The 19,350-nt window shown below is 72.5% G+C and carries 17 protein-coding genes; 13 read left to right on the forward strand and 4 right to left on the reverse strand.

Annotated features, from left to right (window positions below; all coding sequences use genetic code 11):
- Nucleotides 1–118 precede the first annotated feature (118 nt).
- On the reverse strand, nucleotides 119–475 hold the full coding sequence (locus tag ACN28G_RS17780) for a hypothetical protein (protein WP_421479794.1): 357 nt from the start codon (nucleotides 473–475) through the stop codon (nucleotides 119–121).
- A 458-nt stretch (nucleotides 476–933) separates the two neighbouring features.
- Between ACN28G_RS17780 and aceE the strand changes: the two genes are divergently transcribed.
- The 3 genes from aceE to ACN28G_RS17795 all read left to right on the forward strand — a co-directional run bounded on the left by aceE (nucleotide 934) and on the right by ACN28G_RS17795 (nucleotide 6,123).
- The gene (gene aceE, locus ACN28G_RS17785) at nucleotides 934–3,672 is read left to right on the forward strand and encodes a pyruvate dehydrogenase (acetyl-transferring), homodimeric type (protein WP_091441658.1); all 2,739 of its coding nucleotides are present in this window, start codon (nucleotides 934–936) and stop codon (nucleotides 3,670–3,672) included.
- Between the two features lie 253 nt (nucleotides 3,673–3,925).
- Complete coding sequence (locus tag ACN28G_RS17790; RefSeq protein ID WP_421479796.1) at nucleotides 3,926–5,215, forward strand: choice-of-anchor B family protein; 1,290 nt, start codon at nucleotides 3,926–3,928, stop codon at nucleotides 5,213–5,215.
- Nucleotides 5,212–6,123: a hypothetical protein gene (locus ACN28G_RS17795; RefSeq protein WP_421479798.1), complete on the forward strand. Its 912-nt coding sequence runs from the start codon at nucleotides 5,212–5,214 to the stop codon at nucleotides 6,121–6,123. Before ACN28G_RS17790 ends, ACN28G_RS17795 begins: the two co-directional genes overlap by 4 nt.
- 112 nt (nucleotides 6,124–6,235) lie before the next feature.
- Here ACN28G_RS17795 and ACN28G_RS17800 read toward each other — a convergent pair whose 3' ends face one another.
- Nucleotides 6,236–6,682: an SRPBCC family protein gene (locus ACN28G_RS17800; RefSeq protein ID WP_091441662.1), complete on the reverse strand. Its 447-nt coding sequence runs from the start codon at nucleotides 6,680–6,682 to the stop codon at nucleotides 6,236–6,238.
- A 198-nt stretch (nucleotides 6,683–6,880) separates the two neighbouring features.
- Between ACN28G_RS17800 and ACN28G_RS17805 the strand changes: the two genes are divergently transcribed.
- The 3 genes from ACN28G_RS17805 to gltX all read left to right on the forward strand — a co-directional run bounded on the left by ACN28G_RS17805 (nucleotide 6,881) and on the right by gltX (nucleotide 11,076).
- Nucleotides 6,881–8,245, forward strand: a complete 1,365-nt coding sequence (locus tag ACN28G_RS17805; protein WP_421479800.1) for a GH1 family beta-glucosidase — start codon at nucleotides 6,881–6,883, stop codon at nucleotides 8,243–8,245.
- Nucleotides 8,246–8,303: 58 nt separating this feature from the next.
- The gene (locus ACN28G_RS17810; protein ID WP_421480930.1) at nucleotides 8,304–9,575 is read left to right on the forward strand and encodes an MFS transporter; all 1,272 of its coding nucleotides are present in this window, start codon (nucleotides 8,304–8,306) and stop codon (nucleotides 9,573–9,575) included.
- A gap of 91 nt (nucleotides 9,576–9,666) precedes the next feature.
- The gene (gltX, locus tag ACN28G_RS17815) at nucleotides 9,667–11,076 is read left to right on the forward strand and encodes a glutamate--tRNA ligase (protein WP_091446940.1); all 1,410 of its coding nucleotides are present in this window, start codon (nucleotides 9,667–9,669) and stop codon (nucleotides 11,074–11,076) included.
- A 309-nt stretch (nucleotides 11,077–11,385) separates the two neighbouring features.
- On the opposite strand, the gene ACN28G_RS17820 is transcribed toward gltX, so the two are convergent.
- Nucleotides 11,386–11,994, reverse strand: a complete 609-nt coding sequence (locus ACN28G_RS17820; RefSeq protein WP_229688226.1) for a copper resistance CopC family protein — start codon at nucleotides 11,992–11,994, stop codon at nucleotides 11,386–11,388.
- Between the two features lie 242 nt (nucleotides 11,995–12,236).
- Here ACN28G_RS17820 and ACN28G_RS17825 point away from each other — a divergent pair, with 242 nt between their 5' ends.
- A complete protein-coding gene (locus tag ACN28G_RS17825) occupies nucleotides 12,237–12,926 on the forward strand; it encodes a hypothetical protein (RefSeq protein WP_091441670.1) in 690 nt (229 codons plus the stop codon).
- A gap of 8 nt (nucleotides 12,927–12,934) precedes the next feature.
- On the opposite strand, the gene ACN28G_RS17830 is transcribed toward ACN28G_RS17825, so the two are convergent.
- Nucleotides 12,935–13,264, reverse strand: coding sequence for a hypothetical protein (locus tag ACN28G_RS17830; protein WP_421479802.1), 330 nt, complete (start codon nucleotides 13,262–13,264; stop codon nucleotides 12,935–12,937).
- 209 nt (nucleotides 13,265–13,473) lie between these two features.
- Between ACN28G_RS17830 and ACN28G_RS17835 the strand changes: the two genes are divergently transcribed.
- The 6 genes from ACN28G_RS17835 to ACN28G_RS17860 all read left to right on the forward strand — a co-directional run bounded on the left by ACN28G_RS17835 (nucleotide 13,474) and on the right by ACN28G_RS17860 (nucleotide 19,349).
- A complete protein-coding gene (locus ACN28G_RS17835) occupies nucleotides 13,474–14,742 on the forward strand; it encodes a sensor histidine kinase (protein ID WP_421479804.1) in 1,269 nt (422 codons plus the stop codon).
- Complete coding sequence (locus ACN28G_RS17840) at nucleotides 14,739–15,416, forward strand: response regulator (RefSeq protein ID WP_421479806.1); 678 nt, start codon at nucleotides 14,739–14,741, stop codon at nucleotides 15,414–15,416. Before ACN28G_RS17835 ends, ACN28G_RS17840 begins: the two co-directional genes overlap by 4 nt.
- 129 nt (nucleotides 15,417–15,545) lie before the next feature.
- Nucleotides 15,546–16,781: a PucR family transcriptional regulator gene (locus ACN28G_RS17845; protein ID WP_421479808.1), complete on the forward strand. Its 1,236-nt coding sequence runs from the start codon at nucleotides 15,546–15,548 to the stop codon at nucleotides 16,779–16,781.
- Nucleotides 16,782–16,868: 87 nt separating this feature from the next.
- Nucleotides 16,869–18,038: an acyltransferase domain-containing protein gene (locus ACN28G_RS17850; protein ID WP_421479810.1), complete on the forward strand. Its 1,170-nt coding sequence runs from the start codon at nucleotides 16,869–16,871 to the stop codon at nucleotides 18,036–18,038.
- Nucleotides 18,035–18,982 carry a beta-ketoacyl-ACP synthase III gene (locus ACN28G_RS17855; RefSeq protein WP_091441685.1) on the forward strand — a complete coding sequence of 316 codons (948 nt, stop codon included), beginning with the start codon at nucleotides 18,035–18,037 and terminating at the stop codon, nucleotides 18,980–18,982. Before ACN28G_RS17850 ends, ACN28G_RS17855 begins: the two co-directional genes overlap by 4 nt.
- Before the next feature lie 127 nt (nucleotides 18,983–19,109).
- A complete protein-coding gene (locus ACN28G_RS17860) occupies nucleotides 19,110–19,349 on the forward strand; it encodes an acyl carrier protein (protein ID WP_053653162.1) in 240 nt (79 codons plus the stop codon).
- Nucleotide 19,350 lies beyond the last annotated feature (1 nt).

Genomic DNA, 19,350 nt, shown 5'->3' on the forward strand with positions numbered 1-19,350 from the left:
TGCCGCAACCGCCGACGCCCTGCCCGGCTACGGCCGACCGGGCCGGCCCGGCCACGGACGTCTCGGCCGGTCGGCGTCAGCTACCTGACGGACGGCGCGGCCCGCCCCGCCGGGACGCTTACCAACCGCCGCCGCCGGAGTCGCCTGACGAGCCGCCGCTGTCGCCGGACCAGCCCGCGCCGCCGTCGCCGGACCAGCCCGCGCCGCCGTCGCCGGACCAGCCGCCCGGGTCACCGTGGTACGTCGGATACGTGCCGGGCGTCACGCTCGAATCGGCGTACCCGGGGCCCGGCCGGCGGTAGCCGGTGCCGGAGAGCATCCGCAGCCCGACGGCCAGCAGCACCAGCCCGATCAGCCCCGCCGCCACGAAGAGCGACAGATGCAGGTCGCCGCCGGCCAACCCGAGCACCGCCAACAGCAGGGTGAGCCCACCCACCAGCACCAGCGCGCTCGCCGCCGCCCGCCGCATCGTCATGCCGCTCACGGTAGAACCTCCCGGCAAGACCCCGTGGTACGCCCACAGCCCGCCCCCGCCCGAGTCGGTACGCCGGGCACCGCGCACGGGCATCGTTCTCCCAGAACACCGTAATCCGCCCTCATGGCGCGTCAACGGTGACAATTCACTCCGGCGCACCGGTCGAGGCGCCCTCCGTCCGGTCATCCGTCGACCCGACCGGCCGGCCCCGCCCCGTGCGGCTCCCCTCCTCTGCCGGGTGCGACGCGCCGGGACGTGCGGTGAGCAGGGCACCCCGCTCTACCGAAAGCGTTAACAGGGGGCCCTTCCTTGCAGGTGGGGTGGGGGGTGATGGGGGAAGTTACCGGTGGGTACGTGTGTCGAGGGTCGCGTCTGTGCCGGGCAGAGGTGACGCGGGGTGCCCGCAAAGGGCAGGATGGCGCTAGAGACCTGTCCCACACACAACCGAGGGAACGCCTGTGGCTACGGAACGCAAGCGCCCGGTGATCACCGCTGGTCTGCCGAGCCAGCTTCCGGACATCGACCCAGAAGAGACCGGCGAATGGGTCGAGTCGCTCGACGGGGTCATCGACGAGCGCGGAACCAAACGCGCCCGGTACGTCATGCTCAGCCTGCTGGAGCGGGCCCGTGAGCGCCATGTCGGGGTGCCGTCGCTGACGACCACCGACTACCTGAACACGATCCCGCCCGAGAGCGAACCGTGGTTCCCCGGTGACGAGCACGTCGAGCGGCGGCTGCGGGCCTACGTCCGGTGGAACGCCGCGATGCTGGTGCACCGGGCCCAGCGGCCGGAGATCGGCGTGGGCGGGCACATCTCGACCTTCGCCAGCTCGGCGTCGCTGTACGAGGTGGGCTTCAACCACTTCTTCCGGGGCAAGGAGCATCCCGGCGGCGGTGACCACATCTTCTACCAGGGGCACGCCTCGCCGGGCATGTACGCGCGGGCGTTCCTGGAGGGGCGGCTGACCGAGCACCAGCTCGACGGGTTCCGGCAGGAGCTGTCCCACCCGGGCGGCGGGCTGCCGTCGTACCCGCACCCGAGGCTGATGCCGGACTTCTGGGAGTTCCCCACGGTCTCCATGGGGCTGGGCCCGCTGAACGCCATCTACCAGGCCCGGTTCAACCGGTACCTGCAGCACCGGGGCATCAAGGACACCTCCGACCAGCACGTCTGGGCGTTCCTCGGTGACGGCGAGATGGACGAGGTGGAGTCGCTCGGCGCGATCGGCGTGGCCGCCCGCGAGGAGCTGGACAACCTCACCTTCGTGATCAACTGCAACCTGCAGCGGCTGGACGGCCCGGTCCGGGGCAACGGCAAGATCATGCAGGAGCTGGAGGCGTTCTTCCGGGGTGCCGGGTGGAACGTCATCAAGGTGGTCTGGGGCCGGGAGTGGGACCCGCTGCTCGCGGCGGACACCGACGGTGCGCTGGTCAACCTGATGAACACCACGCCCGACGGTGACTACCAGACCTACAAGGCGGAGTCCGGGGCGTACGTGCGGGAGCACTTCTTCGGTCGTGACCCGCGGACCCGCAAGATGGTCGAGGGCCTCAGCGACGACGAGATCTGGAACCTCAAGCGGGGTGGCCACGACTACCGCAAGCTCTACGCGGCCTACAAGGCGGCGATGGAGCACACCGGGCAACCGACGGTGATCCTGGCCAAGACGATCAAGGGTTGGACGCTCGGCTCGCACTTCGAGGGCCGCAACGCCACGCACCAGATGAAGAAGCTGACCCTGGACGACCTCAAGCTGTTCCGGGACCGCCTCTACCTGGACATCCCGGACTCGGCGCTGGAGGAGAACCCGTACCTCCCGCCGTACTTCCACCCGGGCGAGAAGTCCGACGAGCTGGCGTACCTGAAGGAGCGGCGGCAGCAGCTCGGCGGCTACCTCCCCTCCCGGCGGACCGCCGGCAAGGCGCTGGCCATTCCCGGCAGCGAGCGGTTCTCCGACGTCAAGCGCGGCTCGGGCAAGCAGAAGGTCGCCACCACGATGGCCTTCGTCCGGCTGCTCAAGGACATCATGAAGGACAAGGAGTTCGGCAAGCGCTGGGTGCCGATCATCCCGGACGAGGCCCGTACCTTCGGGATGGACTCGCTCTTCCCCACCCAGAAGATCTACTCGCCGCACGGCCAGCGCTACACCTCTGTCGACCGGGAGCTGTTCCTGTCGTACAAGGAGGCCACGACGGGGCAGATCCTGCACGAGGGGATCAACGAGGCAGGTTCGGTGGCCTCGTTCACCGCCGCCGGCAGCGCGTACGCCACCCACGGCGAGCCGATGATCCCGCTGTACATCTTCTACTCGATGTTCGGCTTCCAGCGCACCGGCGACGGGTTCTGGGCGGCGGCCGACCAGATGGCCCGGGGCTTCGTGCTCGGCGCCACCGCCGGGCGGACCACGCTCAACGGTGAGGGCCTGCAGCACGAGGACGGGCACTCGCTGCTGCTGGCGGCGACCAACCCGGCGGTGGTCTCCTACGACGCGGCGTTCGCCTTCGAGCTGGCGCACATCGTGGAGAACGGTCTGCACCGGATGTACGGCGAGGACCCGGAGAACATCTTCTACTACCTCACCATCTACAACGAGCCGATCCACCAGCCGGCCGAGCCCGAGGGGGTGGACGTCGAGGGCCTGCTCAAGGGGATCTACCGGTACGCCCCGGCCCCGGCCGTCGACGGACCGAAGGCGCAGATCCTGGCCTCCGGCACCGGCATGCAGTGGGCGCTCAAGGCCCAGCAGCTGCTCGCCCAGGACTGGCAGGTCGCCGCCGACGTCTGGTCGGTGACCTCCTGGACCGAGCTGCGCCGCGACGCGGTGCGGTGCGAGGAGCACAACCTGCTCAACCCCGGTGGCGAGGCGAAGGTGCCGTACCTGCAGGAGAAGCTGGCCGACGCCGAGGGGCCGAAGGTCGCGGTCAGCGACTGGATGCGCGCGGTGCCGGACCTGATCTCCCGCTGGGTGCCCGGTGACTACACCTCGCTGGGCACCGACGGGTTCGGCATGTCCGACACCCGGCACGCGCTGCGCCGGCACTTCCACGTCGACGCCGAGTCGGTGACCGTCGCCACGCTGCGGCAGCTCGCGCTGCGCGGCGCGGTGCCGGCCAACGTCCCGGCCGAGGCGGCCAAGAAGTACGCCATCGACGACGTGAACGCCGCACCGGTCGGCGAGACCGGCGGCGACAGCTAGCCAGGGGTACGCCCCGCAGGGGCCCGGCCCGGTGTGACCACACCGCGCCGGGCCCCTCGCGTGTGCGCCCACCGAGCGGGTCGCGGCCGCCGCACCGGCGACGGTCAGGGGCGCCCGCCGCACCGGCGACGGTCGGGGTCGGCGGTATGACGCGAACGGTATCGACGATCGCCTTCTCACCGAAACACTCGACATCCAGAATCCTCGATAGGGGATCAGCGTGTTCGGGGTCCCGCGACGGTAGGGAGGCCGCATGCGAGTCGTCCGGATCGGTATCGCCCTGGCGCTCGGCACCCTCGTGGTGTCGATGCTGGGTTCGGGCTCGCCCTCGGTGGCGCACGATCCCGCCACGCCCGCCGGACGGGCGTCGGCACAGGAGTTCATGGCCCAGCGCGAACCGAGCCAGCGGTTGGCCGCCGTGGCGGCGGCGACCTGCACCAACGGGCAGGCGGCCGGCTACCCGTGCCGCAACGTGGACCTGCTGTCGTTCCTGCCGCTGGCCGACATCGGCGGCAGCCAGGCCAACGACATCTGGGGGTGGCGCGACAGCACCACCGGCAAGGAGTACGCGCTGGTCGGGCGGCGCAACGGCACGTCGTTCGTGGACATCTCCACCCCCACCGCGCCGGTGTACCTGGGCAACCTGCCCGCCCACCAGAACCGCACCGCGATCTGGCGCGACATCAAGGTCTACCGCGACCACGCGTACGTGGTGGCCGACGTCTCCGGGCACGGCATGCAGGTCTTCGACCTGACCCGGCTGCGCGGGGTGACCACCCCGCAGACCTGGACGGCGAACGTGCACTACGCCGGGTTCGGCAACGCGCACAACATCGCCGTCAACGAGGAGACCGGGTACGCGTACGCGGTCGGCACGAACACCTGCAGCGGCGGACTGCACATGGTCGACATCCGGACACCGAAGTCGCCGGTGGCGGCCGGCTGCGTCAGCAACGACGGGTACACCCACGACACCCAGTGCGTGGTGTACCGGGGTCCGGACACCGCGTACACCGGGCGGGAGATCTGCGTCAGCTCCAACGAGGACACCGTGACCGTGGTCGACGTGACCAGCAAGTCCGCCCCCCGGCAGCTGTCCCGGATCGGGTACACCGGGCGGGCGTACACCCACCAGGGCTGGTTCACCGAGAACCAGCGGTACTTCCTGCTCGACGACGAGTTGGACGAGACCCGGCGCGGGGTACGCACCCAGACCTACATCTGGGACCTGGCCGACCTGGACAGCCCCCGGCACATCGGCACCTACAGCGCGCCCAGCGGGGTGCAGGCCACCGACCACAACCAGTACGTCAAGGGCAACCACAGCTACCAGGCCAACTACCGAGCCGGCCTGCGCATCCTGGACCTGCGCAACGTGGCGGCCGGGCAGGCCACCGAGGCGGGCTTCTTCGACGTCTACCCGTCCAGCGACAGCGCCTCGATGAACGGGGCGTGGAGCGTGTACCCGTACCTGCCCAGCGGTGTGGTGGTGGTCAGTGGGATCGAACAGGGGCTCTTCGTCCTGCGGCCCCGGTTGTCGTGACCGCGACCAGCGACCGGCCGGTGGTGGTGGCGCGGACCGCCACCACCGGCGAGCCGGCGGGGCGGGAGGCCGGTCGGGGCTCCCGGTACGCCGCCGCGGTGCTGGTGCTCGGGCTGACCCTGGCGGTCGGCTTCGCCGCCGGCCGGGCCGGCGGGTCCGACGGCGTCCCAGCCGGGCGGGCGGCACCGGCCGCCGCCGCGCACCTGAATCACGGTCCGGGCGGGCTGGAGGTCTCCCGGGACGGGTACACACTCGCTCTGGAGACCGCGCGCCTGACCGTCGGTCGCGCCGGTGAGCTGGTCTTCCGGATCACCGATCCGACCGGCCAGCCGGTGACCGCCTTCCAGGTCGTCCACGAGCGGACGCTGCACCTGATCGTGGTGGGCCGGGACCTGACCGGGTACCGGCACCTGCACCCGGAGATGGCACCGGACGGCACCTGGCGGACCACCCTCACCCCGGGCGCGGCCGGGCCGCTGCGGGTGATCGCCGACTTCTGGCCGGTCGGCGCGCCGGCGCAGGTCACCCTCGGCGCGGACCTGCCGGTCCCCGGTCGGTACGTGCCCCGGCCACCGCAGGAGCAGCAGGAGACCGTCGTGGTGGACGGCTACACGGTGACCCTCGACGGTGGACTGCGGCCGGGCGAGTCGAACCAGCTCCTGGTCTGGCTGGGCCGCGACGGGCAGCCGGTGAACGACCTGCAACCGCACCTGGGCGCGTACGGGCACCTGGTCGCCCTGCGCCACGGCGACCTGGCCTACCTGCACGTGCACCCGGCCGCGGCCAGCCAGCCCAGTTCGGTGGTGGCCTTCGCGGTGCAGGTGCCGGCGGCCGGCACGTACCGGCTGTTCTTCGAGTTCCGGCACCGCGACGAGGTCCGGACGGTCGGGTTCACGCTCACCGCCTGAGCGCGACCGGCCCGGTCGAGCGGGCAGCGACGGTGGGGCGACGATGGTCCGGCGTCCCTGGCGGGGACGCCGGACCATCACCATCGCGGGTGACGCCCGGGGACGGGCCCGGTCAACCGACGGCGGCCAGATCGGTGAGTCGGGCCAACGAGTCCTCCAGGTCGGCGCCGACCCGACGCAGACCGAGCCGGAGCAGGGCCGCCTTGACCGGGCCGGCCGGCCAGCGTACGACGATGAGGCGCACGATCGTGCCGCCCTCCTCCTCGTCGGCGGTGAGCTGCACGTAGATCTCGGTCCGTGCCTCGGCGCGGGCCCCCGCGCCCTTGGCGCGTTCGCGCCAGCCGATCAGGTTCGGTTCCTGGAAGGCGATCACTTCGGCCTCGTGCGCCGCGCCGCGCCCGGCCTGGACCAGTTGTCGTCGGCCGAAGCCCTCTCCGGAGAGCACCTCGGCGGCACGTACCCCCGCCAGCCAGGCCGGCAACTGCTCGGCCCGCTGGACGACGTCCCAGACCACTTCCACCGGTGCCACCACGTGCGCACTGCGTTCCACGAGGATCATTTCGTCTTTCCCCCATTGAGGACATCCGCGATATTCGGCACTCTATGCGTCAAATCGGACGTAAGTGGACGTGTTCGGAAAAGACACGCCGAAAGCCCTTGCGCAACCCATCGCGGTACGCCTATGGCGCATCCCGGGTCGTACGCCCTAGAGTGCGAACACTGTTCGCGTTCTGGTCGCGTCCCCGGAGGGTGCCCGATGACCGCGCCGATGCCCACCTTCCCCGCCGGCTTCCGCTGGGGGGTGTCCACCTCGGCGTACCAGATCGAGGGGGCCGCCACCGCCGACGGACGCGGCCGGTCCATCTGGGACACCTTCGCCCACACCCCCGGGCGGATCGCCGACGGCAGCACCGGCGACGTGGCCTGCGACCACTACCACCGGCACCGCGAGGACGTCGCGCTGCTGGCCGGGCTGGGCGTCTCGGCGTACCGGTTCTCCGTGGCCTGGCCCCGGGTGCTGCCCACCGGCTCCGGCGCGGTCGTCCCGGCCGGGCTGGACTTCTACGAACGCCTCGTCGACGACCTGCTCGCCGCCGGGATCGACCCGGTGGCCACCCTCTTCCACTGGGACCTGCCGCAGCCACTCCAGGACCGCGGCGGCTGGCTGGCCCGCGACACCGCCAGCCACTTCGCCGAGTACGCCGACGCCGTCGCCGCCCGCCTCGGCGACCGGGTGAAACTCTGGATCACGCTGAACGAGCCGTTCATCCACCTGAGCCTCGGGCACGGCACCGGCGCGCACGCCCCCGGCCAGGCCCTGCTCCTGGACGCGCTGCCGGTCGCCCACCACCAGCTGCTCGGCCACGGCCTGGCCGTCGCCGCGCTGCGCGCCCGCAGCACCGCACCGGTCGCCATCGCCAACAACTACTCCCCCGTGGTGCCCGCCGGGCGGACCGACGCCGACCGGGCCGCCGCAGCCGCGTACCACGCGCTGCACAACCGGCTCTGCACCGATCCGCTGCTCGGTCGGGGCTACCCGCCCGGCTTCGACCCGACGGAGGTGCCCACCGGCACCCCGGCCGTCGTGCGCGACGGTGACCTCGACGTGATCGCCGCGCCGCTGGACGTGCTCGGCGTGAACTACTACCACCCGAGCGCGGTACGCGCCGGCGCACCGGACGACCCGCTGCCGTTCGAGCTGGTGCCGCTGACCGGGTATCCCCGCACCGCCTTCGACTGGCCGGTGGTCCCGGACGGGCTACGTGACCTGCTCGTCGGGTTGCGCACCGAGTACGGCGACGCGCTGCCGCCGATCCAGGTAACCGAGAACGGCTGCGCGTACGACGACGTACCCGACGCCCGGGGCCGGGTCCACGACCCGGAGCGGATCGCGTACCTCAACGGCCACCTGCGGGCGGTGCACGCGGCGATCACCGCCGGCGTCGAGGTGACCGGGTACTTCGTCTGGTCGCTGTTGGACAACTGGGAGTGGGCCGAGGGTTTCACCAAACGCTTCGGGTTGACGCACGTGGACTTCGCCACCCAGCGGCGGACCCCCAAGTCGTCGTACACCTGGTTCCGCGACGTCGTCACCCGGCCCGTACCCGACCAGCCGGCGTAGCCCGGTGGCCACCATCGACCCACCGCCCGGGTCCCTGCCTGGGCCGCTGCCCGGGTCCCTGCCCGGGACGCCGCCAGGGTCGCTGCCCGCCGCGCTCGCCGAGCCGAGGGTGCCGGTCCGGCGGAGCTGGATCGCGCTGATCTTCGCGGCGAACCTCGGCGTGTGGATGGCCTTCTTCACCCCGATCCAGGTGCTGCTGCCGCAGCAGATCGAGCGGATCGCCCCGGGCGACAAGGAGGCGGTGTTCGCCGTGGTCACCGGCCTCGGCGCGCTGGCGGCGGTGCTGGCCAACCCGCTCGCCGGGGCGCTGTCGGACCGGACCCGCCTGCGGGTGGCCGGCCGGGACCTGGGCCGGCGACACGTCTGGACCGCCGGGGGCGCCGTCGGCGGCGCGCTCGCCCTGCTGCTGCTGGCCCGGCAGGACACCGTCGTCGGGGTGGCGCTCGGCTGGCTGGCCGCGCAGGTCTGCTTCAACGCCATGCTGGCCAGCCTGACCGCCGGCATCCCGGACCGGGTGCCGGTGCGCCAGCGCGGCGGCGTCTCCGGCTGGGTGGGCATCCCGCAGTCGCTCGGCCTGGTGCTCGGCGCGGTGCTGGTGACCGCCGTGGTCACCGGCAACACCGCCGGGTACGCCACGATCGCGCTGGCCGTACTGCTGCTCTCGCTGCCGTTCGCGCTGCTCACCGCCGACGACCCGCTGCCCCGTCGGCACCTGCCGGCACTGCGGGCGCGGACCCTGCTGGCCTCGATGTGGATCGACCCCCGCCGGCACCCGGACTTCGCCTGGGCCTGGCTGACCCGGTTCCTGGTCCAGCTCGGCAACGCGTTGGGCACCCTGTACCTGCTGTACTTCCTCACCGACGGGCTGCGCCACCCCGACCCTGCCGGCGGACTGCTGACGCTGATCCTGCTCTACACGCTCGGCATGATCCTCACCGCCGTGCTCTCCGGTCGGCTCTCCGACCGCTCCGGCCGGCGCAAGATCTACGTGATCACCTCCGGGCTGGTGATGGCGGTGGCCGCGCTGCTGCTGGCGGTCGCGCCGGTCTGGCCGGTGGCGATGGCCGCCGCGCTGCTGCTCGGCGCGGGCTACGGGGTCTACCTGTCGGTCGACGCCGCGTTGATCACGCAGGTCCTGCCGATGGCCACCGACCGGGGCAAGGACCTTGGCGTGATCAACATCGCGAACTCGGCGCCGCAGGTGCTCGGCCCGGCGATGTCCGCCCCGATCGTGGTCCACCTCGGTGGCTACCCCACCCTGTACGCGGTCACCGCGGCGGTCACCCTGCTCGGCAGCGCCCTGGTGGTCAAGATCCGCAGCGTGCCGTGAGGTGGGGTGTTTGGAGGGGGCCCTTCCTATACCGGAAGCGATAACAAGGGGCCCTTCCTTGCAGCTGGGGCGGCGGCCGTAGGCTGGGGTGGTGACGGTTCGTGTACGCTTCGCCCCTTCCCCGACCGGTATGTTCCATGTTGGCGGCGCCCGCTCGGCGCTGCAGAACTGGATCTACGCCCAGCAGCAGGGCGGGGTGTTCGTGCTGCGCATCGAGGACACCGACGCGGCCCGCAACAAACCCGAGTGGACCGAGGGGATCCTCGCCGCGCTGGACTGGATCGGCATCGAGCGCGAGGGCTACGAGGGCCCCTACTTCCAGTCGCACTACGCCACCGAGCACCGGGCCGCCGCGCAGCGGCTGCACACCGAGGGTCGGGCGTACTACTGCGACTGCACCCGGGAGGCCGTACAGGCCCGTAGCGGATCCCAGTACTCCGGTTACGACGGCTTCTGCCGGGACCGGGGACTGACCGCCGGCACGGGTCGGGCGCTGCGCTTCCGCACCCCGGACGAGGGTACGACCGTCGTGGTCGACCTGATCCGGGGCGAGCCGACCTTCGAGAACAAGCTGATCGAGGACTTCGTCATCGCCCGGGGTGACGGCTCACCGGTGTTCCTGTTGGCCAACGTGGTCGACGACATGACGATGGGGATCACCCATGTGATCCGGGCCGAGGAGCACCTGCCCAACACCCCCAAGCAGCAACTGCTCTGGGTCGCGCTGGGGGCGCAGCCACCGGTCTGGGCACACGTGCCGGTGGTGGTCAACGAGAAGCGCCAGAAGCTCTCCAAGCGTCGGGACAAGGTCGCCCTGGAGGCGTACCGGGACGAGGGCTACCTGGCCGCCGCGATGCGCAACTACCTGATGCTGCTGGGCTGGGCCCCCTCCAACGACCGGGAGATCGTGCCCTGGTCGGTGATCGAGGAGGAGTTCCGGCTGGACGAGGTGAACCCGTCGCCGGCCTTCTTCGACGAGAAGAAGCTGCGCGCCTTCAACGGGGAGTACATCCGGGCCCTGACGGTGGAGGAGTTCATCGCCGTCTGCGGGCCGTGGCTCACCGGCACCGCCACCATCCCGCCGCCGCCCTGGCAGCCGGCGGAGTTCGACGCCGAGGCGTTCGCCGCCGTCGCGCCGCTGGCCCAGACCCGGATCGCGGTGCTCAGCGAGATCGTGCCGAACGTCGACTTCCTCTTCCTCGCCGACCCGCTGATCGACGAGGCCGCCTGGGCCAAGGCGATGAAGGCCGGCGCCGCCGAACTGCTGGACGCCGCCATCGCCGCCTACGCGGCGGTCACCACCTGGGACGCCCCGACCCTCAAGTCGACCCTGGAGTCGGTCGGCACCGAACACGGCCTGAAGCTCGGCAAGGCGCAGGCACCGGTCCGGGTCGCGGTCACCGGCCGGACCGTCGGCCTGCCGCTCTTCGAGTCGTTGGAGGTGCTAGGTCGCGAACGCACCCTGGCCCGCCTCCGCGCCGCCCGCCTCCGCCTCCCCTGACCGTAAGGAAGGGCCCCCTGTTAACGCTTCCGGTATAGCGGGGTACCCCTTTCACGGCAGCCGTCGGGGGCCGGGCCGCCGGTCGCCGGCGCCGTGGACCGGTCGCTGGGAGCCGTGGGCCGTAGGGCCGGCCGCCGTCGCCGTGGGCGGGTCGCCGTGAGCAGTAGGGCCGTGGGCGGGTCGCCGTGGGGCGTAGGGCCGGTCGCCGTGGGGCGTAGGGCCGGTCGCCGTGGGGCGTAGGGCCGAGGACCGGTCGCCGTGAGCAGTAGGGCCGGCCGCTGGTCGTCGTGTCAGCGGCCGGCCGGGTGGTCAGCGACGGGTGGCTCGGCGGCGGAACAGCAGACCGGTGCCGAGCGCGGCCAGCAGAACCAGGCCGCCGATCACCCAGAGCCAGGGGCTGCCGGCGTCGGACTGGTTGTCGGCTGCCGGCACCGGCTCGGCCGGGGCGGGCTCGGACTCCACCGCCGACGCGGTCGGCGACGGCGCGGCGGCGGGTTCGGTTGCCGAGGGTGACCCGGTCGGGGTCGCCGGGCTGGGGGACGGCTCGGCCGGGGCACCGGTGGTCAGGGTGAACTCCACCTCGCCCTTGATCGGGTGCCCGTCGGCCGACGGCAGCTCGTACGCCACCACGTAGCGGCCGGCCGGACCGGGCTTGAACGGCACCCGTACCCGACTGCCGGAGAAGGTCGGCTCCCCCGCCACGGCGGAGGCGTCGTCCGGCCCGGTGATTGTGATCTTCGTCTTATCCGCTGGAAGTTTCGCCAGGAAACGCAGCTCGACCCGCTCGGGTGCCTCCGCCAACCGGGCCCCGTCGCGCGGGTCGCTGCCGGTGAACGAGTTGTGTGCGGCCGCCGGCGACACCGGCAACAACAGGGACAATCCGAGCACCGCGCCGAGCAACGTCACCGAGGTCCGCACCACACGTGCTGCCCTGCCCCCCATGTGCTCCTCCGTAAAGGTAAGATCCGCCCGCTGATCAAACGGCTGGTCATTGGTCGAGTCGAGATCGCAGATAGTTCCAATTAGTCTTCCAGTAGCTGCAATCGAGCGTCGTTCTGCAACCCTTGAGGTGGACATCCGGCCTGTGGGCACGGTCACCGCCGTCAACCAACGCGTGACCATGCAGCAAAGCCATCCATCGACGGGGCGAGGAGGCGGCGGTGTTCGACAGGACGAGCCGGCTGTTGAAGGTACTGACCGGAGTGCTGCTGGGAGCTAGCCTCTCCCTGGGCCTGTCCAGCGCGGCGCAGGCCGCGCCGAGCCTGTCCCACCCGGCGCAGGCCGCGCCGAAGCCGAAGCCGCCACCGGCTGGCGTGGACATCACCGGCGTCGGGATCACCGAGCCGCTGCGGCTGCGCGAGAGCGACCGGCATGCCCACGTGGTCGCCGTCATCGACCAGGTCAACTGGCTGAGCCGCGCGACCGGGCAGAGCAAGGGTCCCAAGGCTGCCGACCTCGGTCCGAAGTACACCGTCGTGGTGCTCGCCGGGGACGTTCCCAAGCAGACGTACGACCTCTACCCGCGAGCGAACGGCGGCCCCCGGATCCACCGCCCGGCCAAGCAGCCCGACGGCCGCAAGACCGGTGCCGGCTGGTTCCTCGGGCGGCTGAACATGTCGGAGACGCTGCGGATCGCCGGGGTGCCGCTGGAGCGGCAGCTCGACACGTTGACCGGTGGTATCGGTGGCGGCGAGCGGGTGATCCCGGACGACTCGCTGGACCCGAGCAAGAGCATCAACGAGAGCATGGGTGCGTTGCAGCGGTTGTTGCTGCTCAACGTGGCCGTGGTGGTGACGATCACCGCCGGGCTCGCCGGCATCGCGCTGCTCGTCCGTCGTCGCACCCGCTGAGGCGACGGTCAGCACCAGCGCTGGGGTGGCCGTTCCCGCCGGCCGCCCCGGCGGCGGGGCCGCACCGGGCCGTGCCGGTGGGCCCCGGCCCAGCCCGGCAGATCGCTGAGGCAACCCTGCTCGGCCGTCGACGCGGGGTCGGCCACGGTGGGCGGTTCGGCAACGCGCTGTCGGGGCACCGTCGGCTCCTCGTCGGCACGCTCGGGGATCGGCTCACCGGGGTACGGCGGCCCGCCGGCCGTCCGGCGGTGGTGCTTCGCCCCCGTCGACTGCTCGTGCTGGCCCGGCCGGCAGGTCTCACCCTGGGCGCAGCCGTGCTCGGCCTCCCCGTGCGCCATCGGCGGTCTCCTCACGTTCCCTCGCCGGACGGGTTGCCCCGACGTGCCCTGTCACCGTACTGGCCCGGTCCGACCCACCCACCCGGCCCCCGCCCACCCGGTCCCCCGGTAGACCGGGGACGGGGTGGGTCGAAGGGAGTAGGCGCGCGGGCCCGGCATCGTCCAGATGACGGAGGTGGGCCCCCGGCCGGTGTGGTGTGATCGGCCCCGTGCGCGCACTGCCGTGGCCCCCGCCGGCGACCCGGGGGCGGGACCTGGCGCTGGCCGGCGTCTCACTGGCCGGCGGACTGATCATGCACGGGATCGACTTCCGGGCCGACCTCGGCTGGCGGCCGGCGGTGCCGGTGGGGTGGTTCCTGGTGCCGCTGGCGGCGGTCTGCGTGGCGGTGGCGCTGCGCCGGGTGGCCACCCGCACCGGTCTGGCGTTGGGCACCGTGGCGCTCCTCGGCGACCTGGTGCTGGGCGGCTCGGTGGCCACCTCGATCATCTACACCCAGGTGCTCTACGACTCCTGCGTGTACGGCTCGGTGCGACTCTGGCGGCGGCTGCTCGGGGTGACCGTCGGGCTGACCGTCGCGGTTCCGCTGGCCGGAGTCGTGCTGTTGCGGGACTGGCGGACGCTGGGGCTGGGCGTCCTGGTGGCCCTGGTCGGGCTGCTGCCGGTGTTGACCGGGACGAGCGTGCGGCAGTACCGCGACCAGGCCGCCGTCGAACGGGAACGGGCCACCGCCGAGCGAGAGCGGGCCACCGCCGAACAGGGCCGCGCGATCGCCGAGCGGCAACGGGCCGAGCAGACCGCCCGGCTGGCCGAGCTGGACCGGCGGCAGGCGGTCAACGCCGAACGTTCCCGGATGGCCCGGGAACTGCACGACGTGGTCGCCAACCACCTCAGCGCGGTGGCCATCCACGCCACCGCGGTGTTGTCGGTGCCGGGGCTGGACCGGGCGCGCGTCGACTCCGCGTTGCGGGTCATCCGGGAGAACAGCGTGCAGGGGTTGGCCGAGATGCGGCAGATGATCGGGCTGCTCCGGGAGCCGGCCTGCGAGGCGGTGCCGCCGGCCGACCACGCGAGGGCGCCGGCCGACGAGGCGGTCCGGGCCCGGCTCAGTGAGGTGCCGGTGCTGGTGAACCGGGCCAGGGCGGCCGGTCTGACGGTGCGGGAACGGGTCACCGGAACGGCCCGACGGGTGCCGGTCGCGGTCGACCTGGCCGGGTACCGGATCGTGCAGGAGTCACTCACCAACGCGCTCAAGCACGGCGGTGGGGAGGCGGAACTGCTGGTCGCGTACCGGATGGGGTCGGTGGTGGTGACGGTGACCAACCCGGTGCGCGACGGGCCCGACGGTCTGCCCGGCGCGGGCGCCGGCCTGATCGGGATGCGGGAACGGACGGTGCTGCTGGCCGGCCGGTTCTCCGCGGCGGCCGAGGACGGGCAGTGGCGGGTACGCGCCGAACTACCGACGACGGAGGCGACGTGACCGACCCGACGGGTACGACGGTGCGGGTGGTGCTCGCCGACGACCAGCCGGCGGTCCGGGCCGGGCTGGCGTTGATCCTGGACGCCACGCCGGAGGTCGAGGTGGTCGGGGAGGCCGCCGACGGCCGGGCGGCGGTGCGGCTCTGCCGGTCGCTGCGGCCGGACGTGGCGGTGCTGGACATCCGGATGCCGGTGCTGGACGGCATCTCGGCGACCCGCCAGATCGTCGCCGAACACCTGGCCGACGTGCTGGTGCTGACCACCTTCGACCTCGACGAGTACGTCTTCGGCGCGCTCCGGGCGGGGGCAGCCGGCTTCCTGCTCAAGGACACCGACGCGGCGGGGCTGGTGGCGGCGGTGCGGACGGTGGCGCGCGGTGAGGGGACCATCGCCCCGGCGGTGACCCGCACGTTGATCGGCGCCTTCGCGGCCACCTCACCGGGCCCGTCGACGGCGGGCCGGGCGGCGGTCGACGCGCTGACCCCCCGGGAGCGGGACGTGCTGGCCTGCCTGGGGCTCGGCCTGTCCAACCAGCAGACCGCCGCCCGGCTGTCGATGGCGGAGAGCACTACCAAGACGCACGTCAGCCGGATCCTGGCCAAACTGGAGTTACGCAGCCGGGTTCAGGCGGCCATCCTGGCCCGGGAGCTGCGCCTGCCGGAGCCCGCCGGCTGAGCGACGGCCGAGCGACGGCTGCGCGACGGCCGAGCGACGGCTGCGCGACGGCCGAGCGGCGGCTGACCGGCGGCTGACTGGCGGACCCCCTGGTCGGCGCGGTGACGGCACGGGTGCAAGGGTGGTGGGATGGGCACGGATGGTCCGGAGTTGTCGGCCACGCTGCGGCGGATCGAACGGTCCGCGGGCGCGTTGGCCACCGCGAGCGTGAGCCGGATGGACGAAGCGCTGCCCTGGTTCCGGGCGCTCCCGGCCGACCAGCGCGCCTGGGTGATGCTGGTCGCCCAGGCCGGCGTCCGGTCCCTGGTGCAGTGGCTGCGCGACGGCGGTGGCACGGCGGACAGCAGCCAGGAGGTCTCCGACGAGGTCTTCGCCACCGCTCCCCAGGCGTTGGCCCGCTCGATCAGCCTCCAGCAGACCGTCGCCCTGGTGAAGGTCACCATCGACGTGGTGGAGGAACAGGTCGGGCACCTGGCCGCGCCGGGCGAGGAGCAGCAGCTACGCGAGGTGATGCTGCGCTTCAGCCGGGAGATCGCCTTCGCCGCCGCCCGGGTGTACGCCCGCGCCGCCGAGTCCCGGGGTGCCTGGGACGCCCGGCTGCAGGCGCTGCTGGTCGACGCGTTGCTCCGGGGCGACTCGCCGGACGTGCTGGCCAGCCGGGCGGCGGCGCTGGGCTGGACGGACGCGCCGCCGGTGGCGGTGGCGGTGGGCCGCTCCCCCGGCGGCGAGGTGACGGCGGTGCTGCACACGGTGTACCGGCAGGCCCGCCGGATCGGTGTCGAGGTGATCGGTGGTGTGCACGGCGACCGGTTGGTGATCGTGCTCGGTGGTGCCGCCGATCCGGTGGCGGCCACCGAGAAGCTGTCGACCGCGTTCGGGGCCGGACCGGTGGTGGTGGGTCCGGCGGTGCCGAGTCTGGACGGGGCGACGGAGTCGGCGCGGGCCGCGCTGGCCGGGTTCCGGGCCGCACCGGCGTGGCCGGGTGCGCCCCGCCCGGTGCCGGCGGCGGACCTGCTGCCGGAGCGGGCCCTGGCCGGCGACGCCGAGGCCCGTCGCCGGCTGCGCCACGACGTGTACGCGACCCTGGTGCGCGCCGGTGGCGAGCTGCTGGAGACCCTGGACGCGTTCCTGGCCGCCGGCGGGACGTTGGAGAGTGCGGCCCGCGCGTTGTTCGTGCACCCGAACACGGTCCGCTACCGGTTGCGGCGGATCGGCGACGTGACGGGCTTCTCGCCGCTGACGCCCCGGGACGCGTTCACGCTCCAGATCGCGTTGGTCGTGGGCCGGTTGGATCCGCTGCCGGTCAACCCGGCAACAAACCCGATGGGCGACAAAACGCCCCAAAAATCTGATGATCAACGCTAATATTTGTAGGATCCCTCCAAACCTTCTAGTGCGGTTTGGTGCCTGTCGACAGGGCGCGGCCGTCGAGTATCCGGAAGAGTCGTAGTCGTGCTCGCCGTACTCTCACCCGGCCAGGGTTCCCAGAAACCCGGCTTCCTGACCCCCTGGCTCGATCTCACCGGCACCGAGGCACGACTGCGCTGGTGGTCGGCGCTGGCCGGGGTCGACCTGGTCCGCCTCGGCACCACGGCGGACGCCGACGAGATCAAGGACACCGCACGCACCCAGCCACTGCTGGTCGCCGCGGCCCTGCTCGCCGCGGAACACCTGCCCATGCACGACGTGCAGGTGACCGCCGGGCACAGCGTCGGTGAGCTGGCCGCCGCGGCGCTGGCCGGCGTGCTGCCGGCCGAGGCGGCCGTCACCCTCGCCGGGGTACGCGGCCGGGAGATGGCCGCCGCCTGCGCGCTGGAGCCCACCGGGATGGCCGCGCTGCTCGGCGGCGACCCGGCCGAGGTGCTCGCCGCGATCGAGGCGACCGGGCTGCACGCGGCCAACCGCAACGGCAGCGGTCAGATCGTCGCCGCCGGTGCCGTCGCCGGGCTGGAGAAGCTCGCCGCCGACCCGCCGGCCAAGACCCGGGTCGTCCGGTTGCAGGTGGCGGGGGCGTTCCACACCCCGTACATGGCCCCGGCCGAGGAGGCCCTCGCCATGGTGGCCGCCGGCATCACCCCCGCCGACCCCGGTCGGATCCTGCTGTCCAACCTCGACGGCTCGGCGGTCAACCACGGCCGGGACATGGTGCAGCGGCTGGTCCGCCAGGTCACCGCCGGAGTCCGGTGGGACCTGTGCATGCGTACCCTGGCCGACCTCGGGGTGACCGGTGTGCTGGAGCTGCCGCCGGCCGGCACCCTCGCCGGAATGGTCAAGCGGGAGCTCAAGGGCGCCGGCGCGCCGGAGATCGTCACCCTGAACACCCCGGACGACCTGCCCGCCGCCTGGGCCCTGATCGCCCGGCACGGCAGCGCCCCCGGGCACGAGCCGACCATCGCCTTCCGGGTGGTGGTGGCCCCCGCCGCGGGCACCTTCCAGCCGGCCGAAGAGCTCACCGAGGGCACCGACCTGCGCACCGGCCAGGTCATCGGCCAGATCACCACCCGACAGGGAGCGGTCGAGGTGACCGCGCACGGCAGCGGAACGCTCACCGAATGGCTCGCCCACCACGACGATCCGGTCGCTCCCGGGCAGCCGCTCGCCCGCATCGGAGGTCAGGTATGACTGGCAGTCGGATCGTCTCGCTCGGGCACTACCAGCCGTCCCAGGTGGTGACCAACGACGAGATCGCCCAACTGGTCGAGACCAACGACGAGTGGATCCGGGACCGGGTCGGCATCGTCAGCCGGCGGATCGCCGAGAACGGTGAGACGGTGAGCGACATGGCCGCCGCCGCCGCGGCGAAGGCCCTGGCCAACTCCGGGCTGACCGCCGCCGACATCGACCTGGTCGTGGTGGCCACCTGCACCGCGATCGACCGCAGCCCGAACGTGGCCTGCCGGGTCGCCGGCAAGCTCGGCATCAACGCGCCCGGGGCGTACGACATCAACACCGCCTGCTCCGGCTTCGCGTACGCCCTCGGCACGGTCGACCACGCGATCCGCGCCGGGGCGTCCCGCAACGCGCTGGTCATCGGCGCCGAGAAGCTCTCCGACTTCGTCGACTGGACCGACCGTTCGACCTGCATCATCTTCGCCGACGGCGCGGGCGCCGCGGTGCTGACCGCCACCGCCGAGGACGAGGCCCCCGGGGTCGGCCCGGTGGTCTGGGGCTCGGTGCCGGAGAAGAGCGACGCGGTACGCATCGAGGGCTGGCGCCCGTACGTGCGGCAGGAGGGCCAGTCGGTGTTCCGCTGGGCCACCACCTCGCTGGCCCCGCTGGCCCGGCAGGCCTGTGAGCGGGCCGGGGTGGACCCGGAGGAGATCGCCGCGTTCGTGCCGCACCAGGCCAACACCCGGATCATCGACGGCATCGCCCGTCGACTCGGCATGCCCAACGCGGTCGTCGCCAAGGACATCGTCGAGTCCGGCAACACCTCGGCGGCGAGCGTGCCGCTGGCCCTGTCCAAGCTGGTGGAGCGCCGGGAGGTGCCGGCCGGCGCGCCGGTCCTGCTGTTCGGCTTCGGTGGCGGCCTGACCTACGCCGGTCAGGTAGTCCGCTGCCCCTGAGATGTGCCCCCGAGCCTCCGGCGCCCGCCGTGAGGTCCCGATGCTCACTCCGGAGCGTACGCACCGGAGCGTGCCGGTCGGCGTCGCCGACCGTGGAGTTGAACCGCTATGAGAGGAACCAACCGCAATGACCCGTGACGAGATCACCACCGGCCTCGCCGAGATCCTGGAAGAGGTGGCCGGGGTGAACCCGGACGACGTGGCCGAGGGGAAGTCCTTCACCGACGACCTGGACGTCGACTCGCTCTCCATGGTGGAGGTCGTGGTCGCCGCCGAGGAGAAGTTCGGCGTCAAGATCCCGGACAACGAGGTGCAGAACCTGAAGACCGTCGGTGACGCGGTCAGCTACATCGAGGCGCAGTCCTGAC

It is taken from the genome of Micromonospora sp. WMMA1923, assembly GCF_049179195.1.
Taxonomy (GTDB): Bacteria; Actinomycetota; Actinomycetes; order Mycobacteriales; family Micromonosporaceae; genus Micromonospora; species Micromonospora yangpuensis.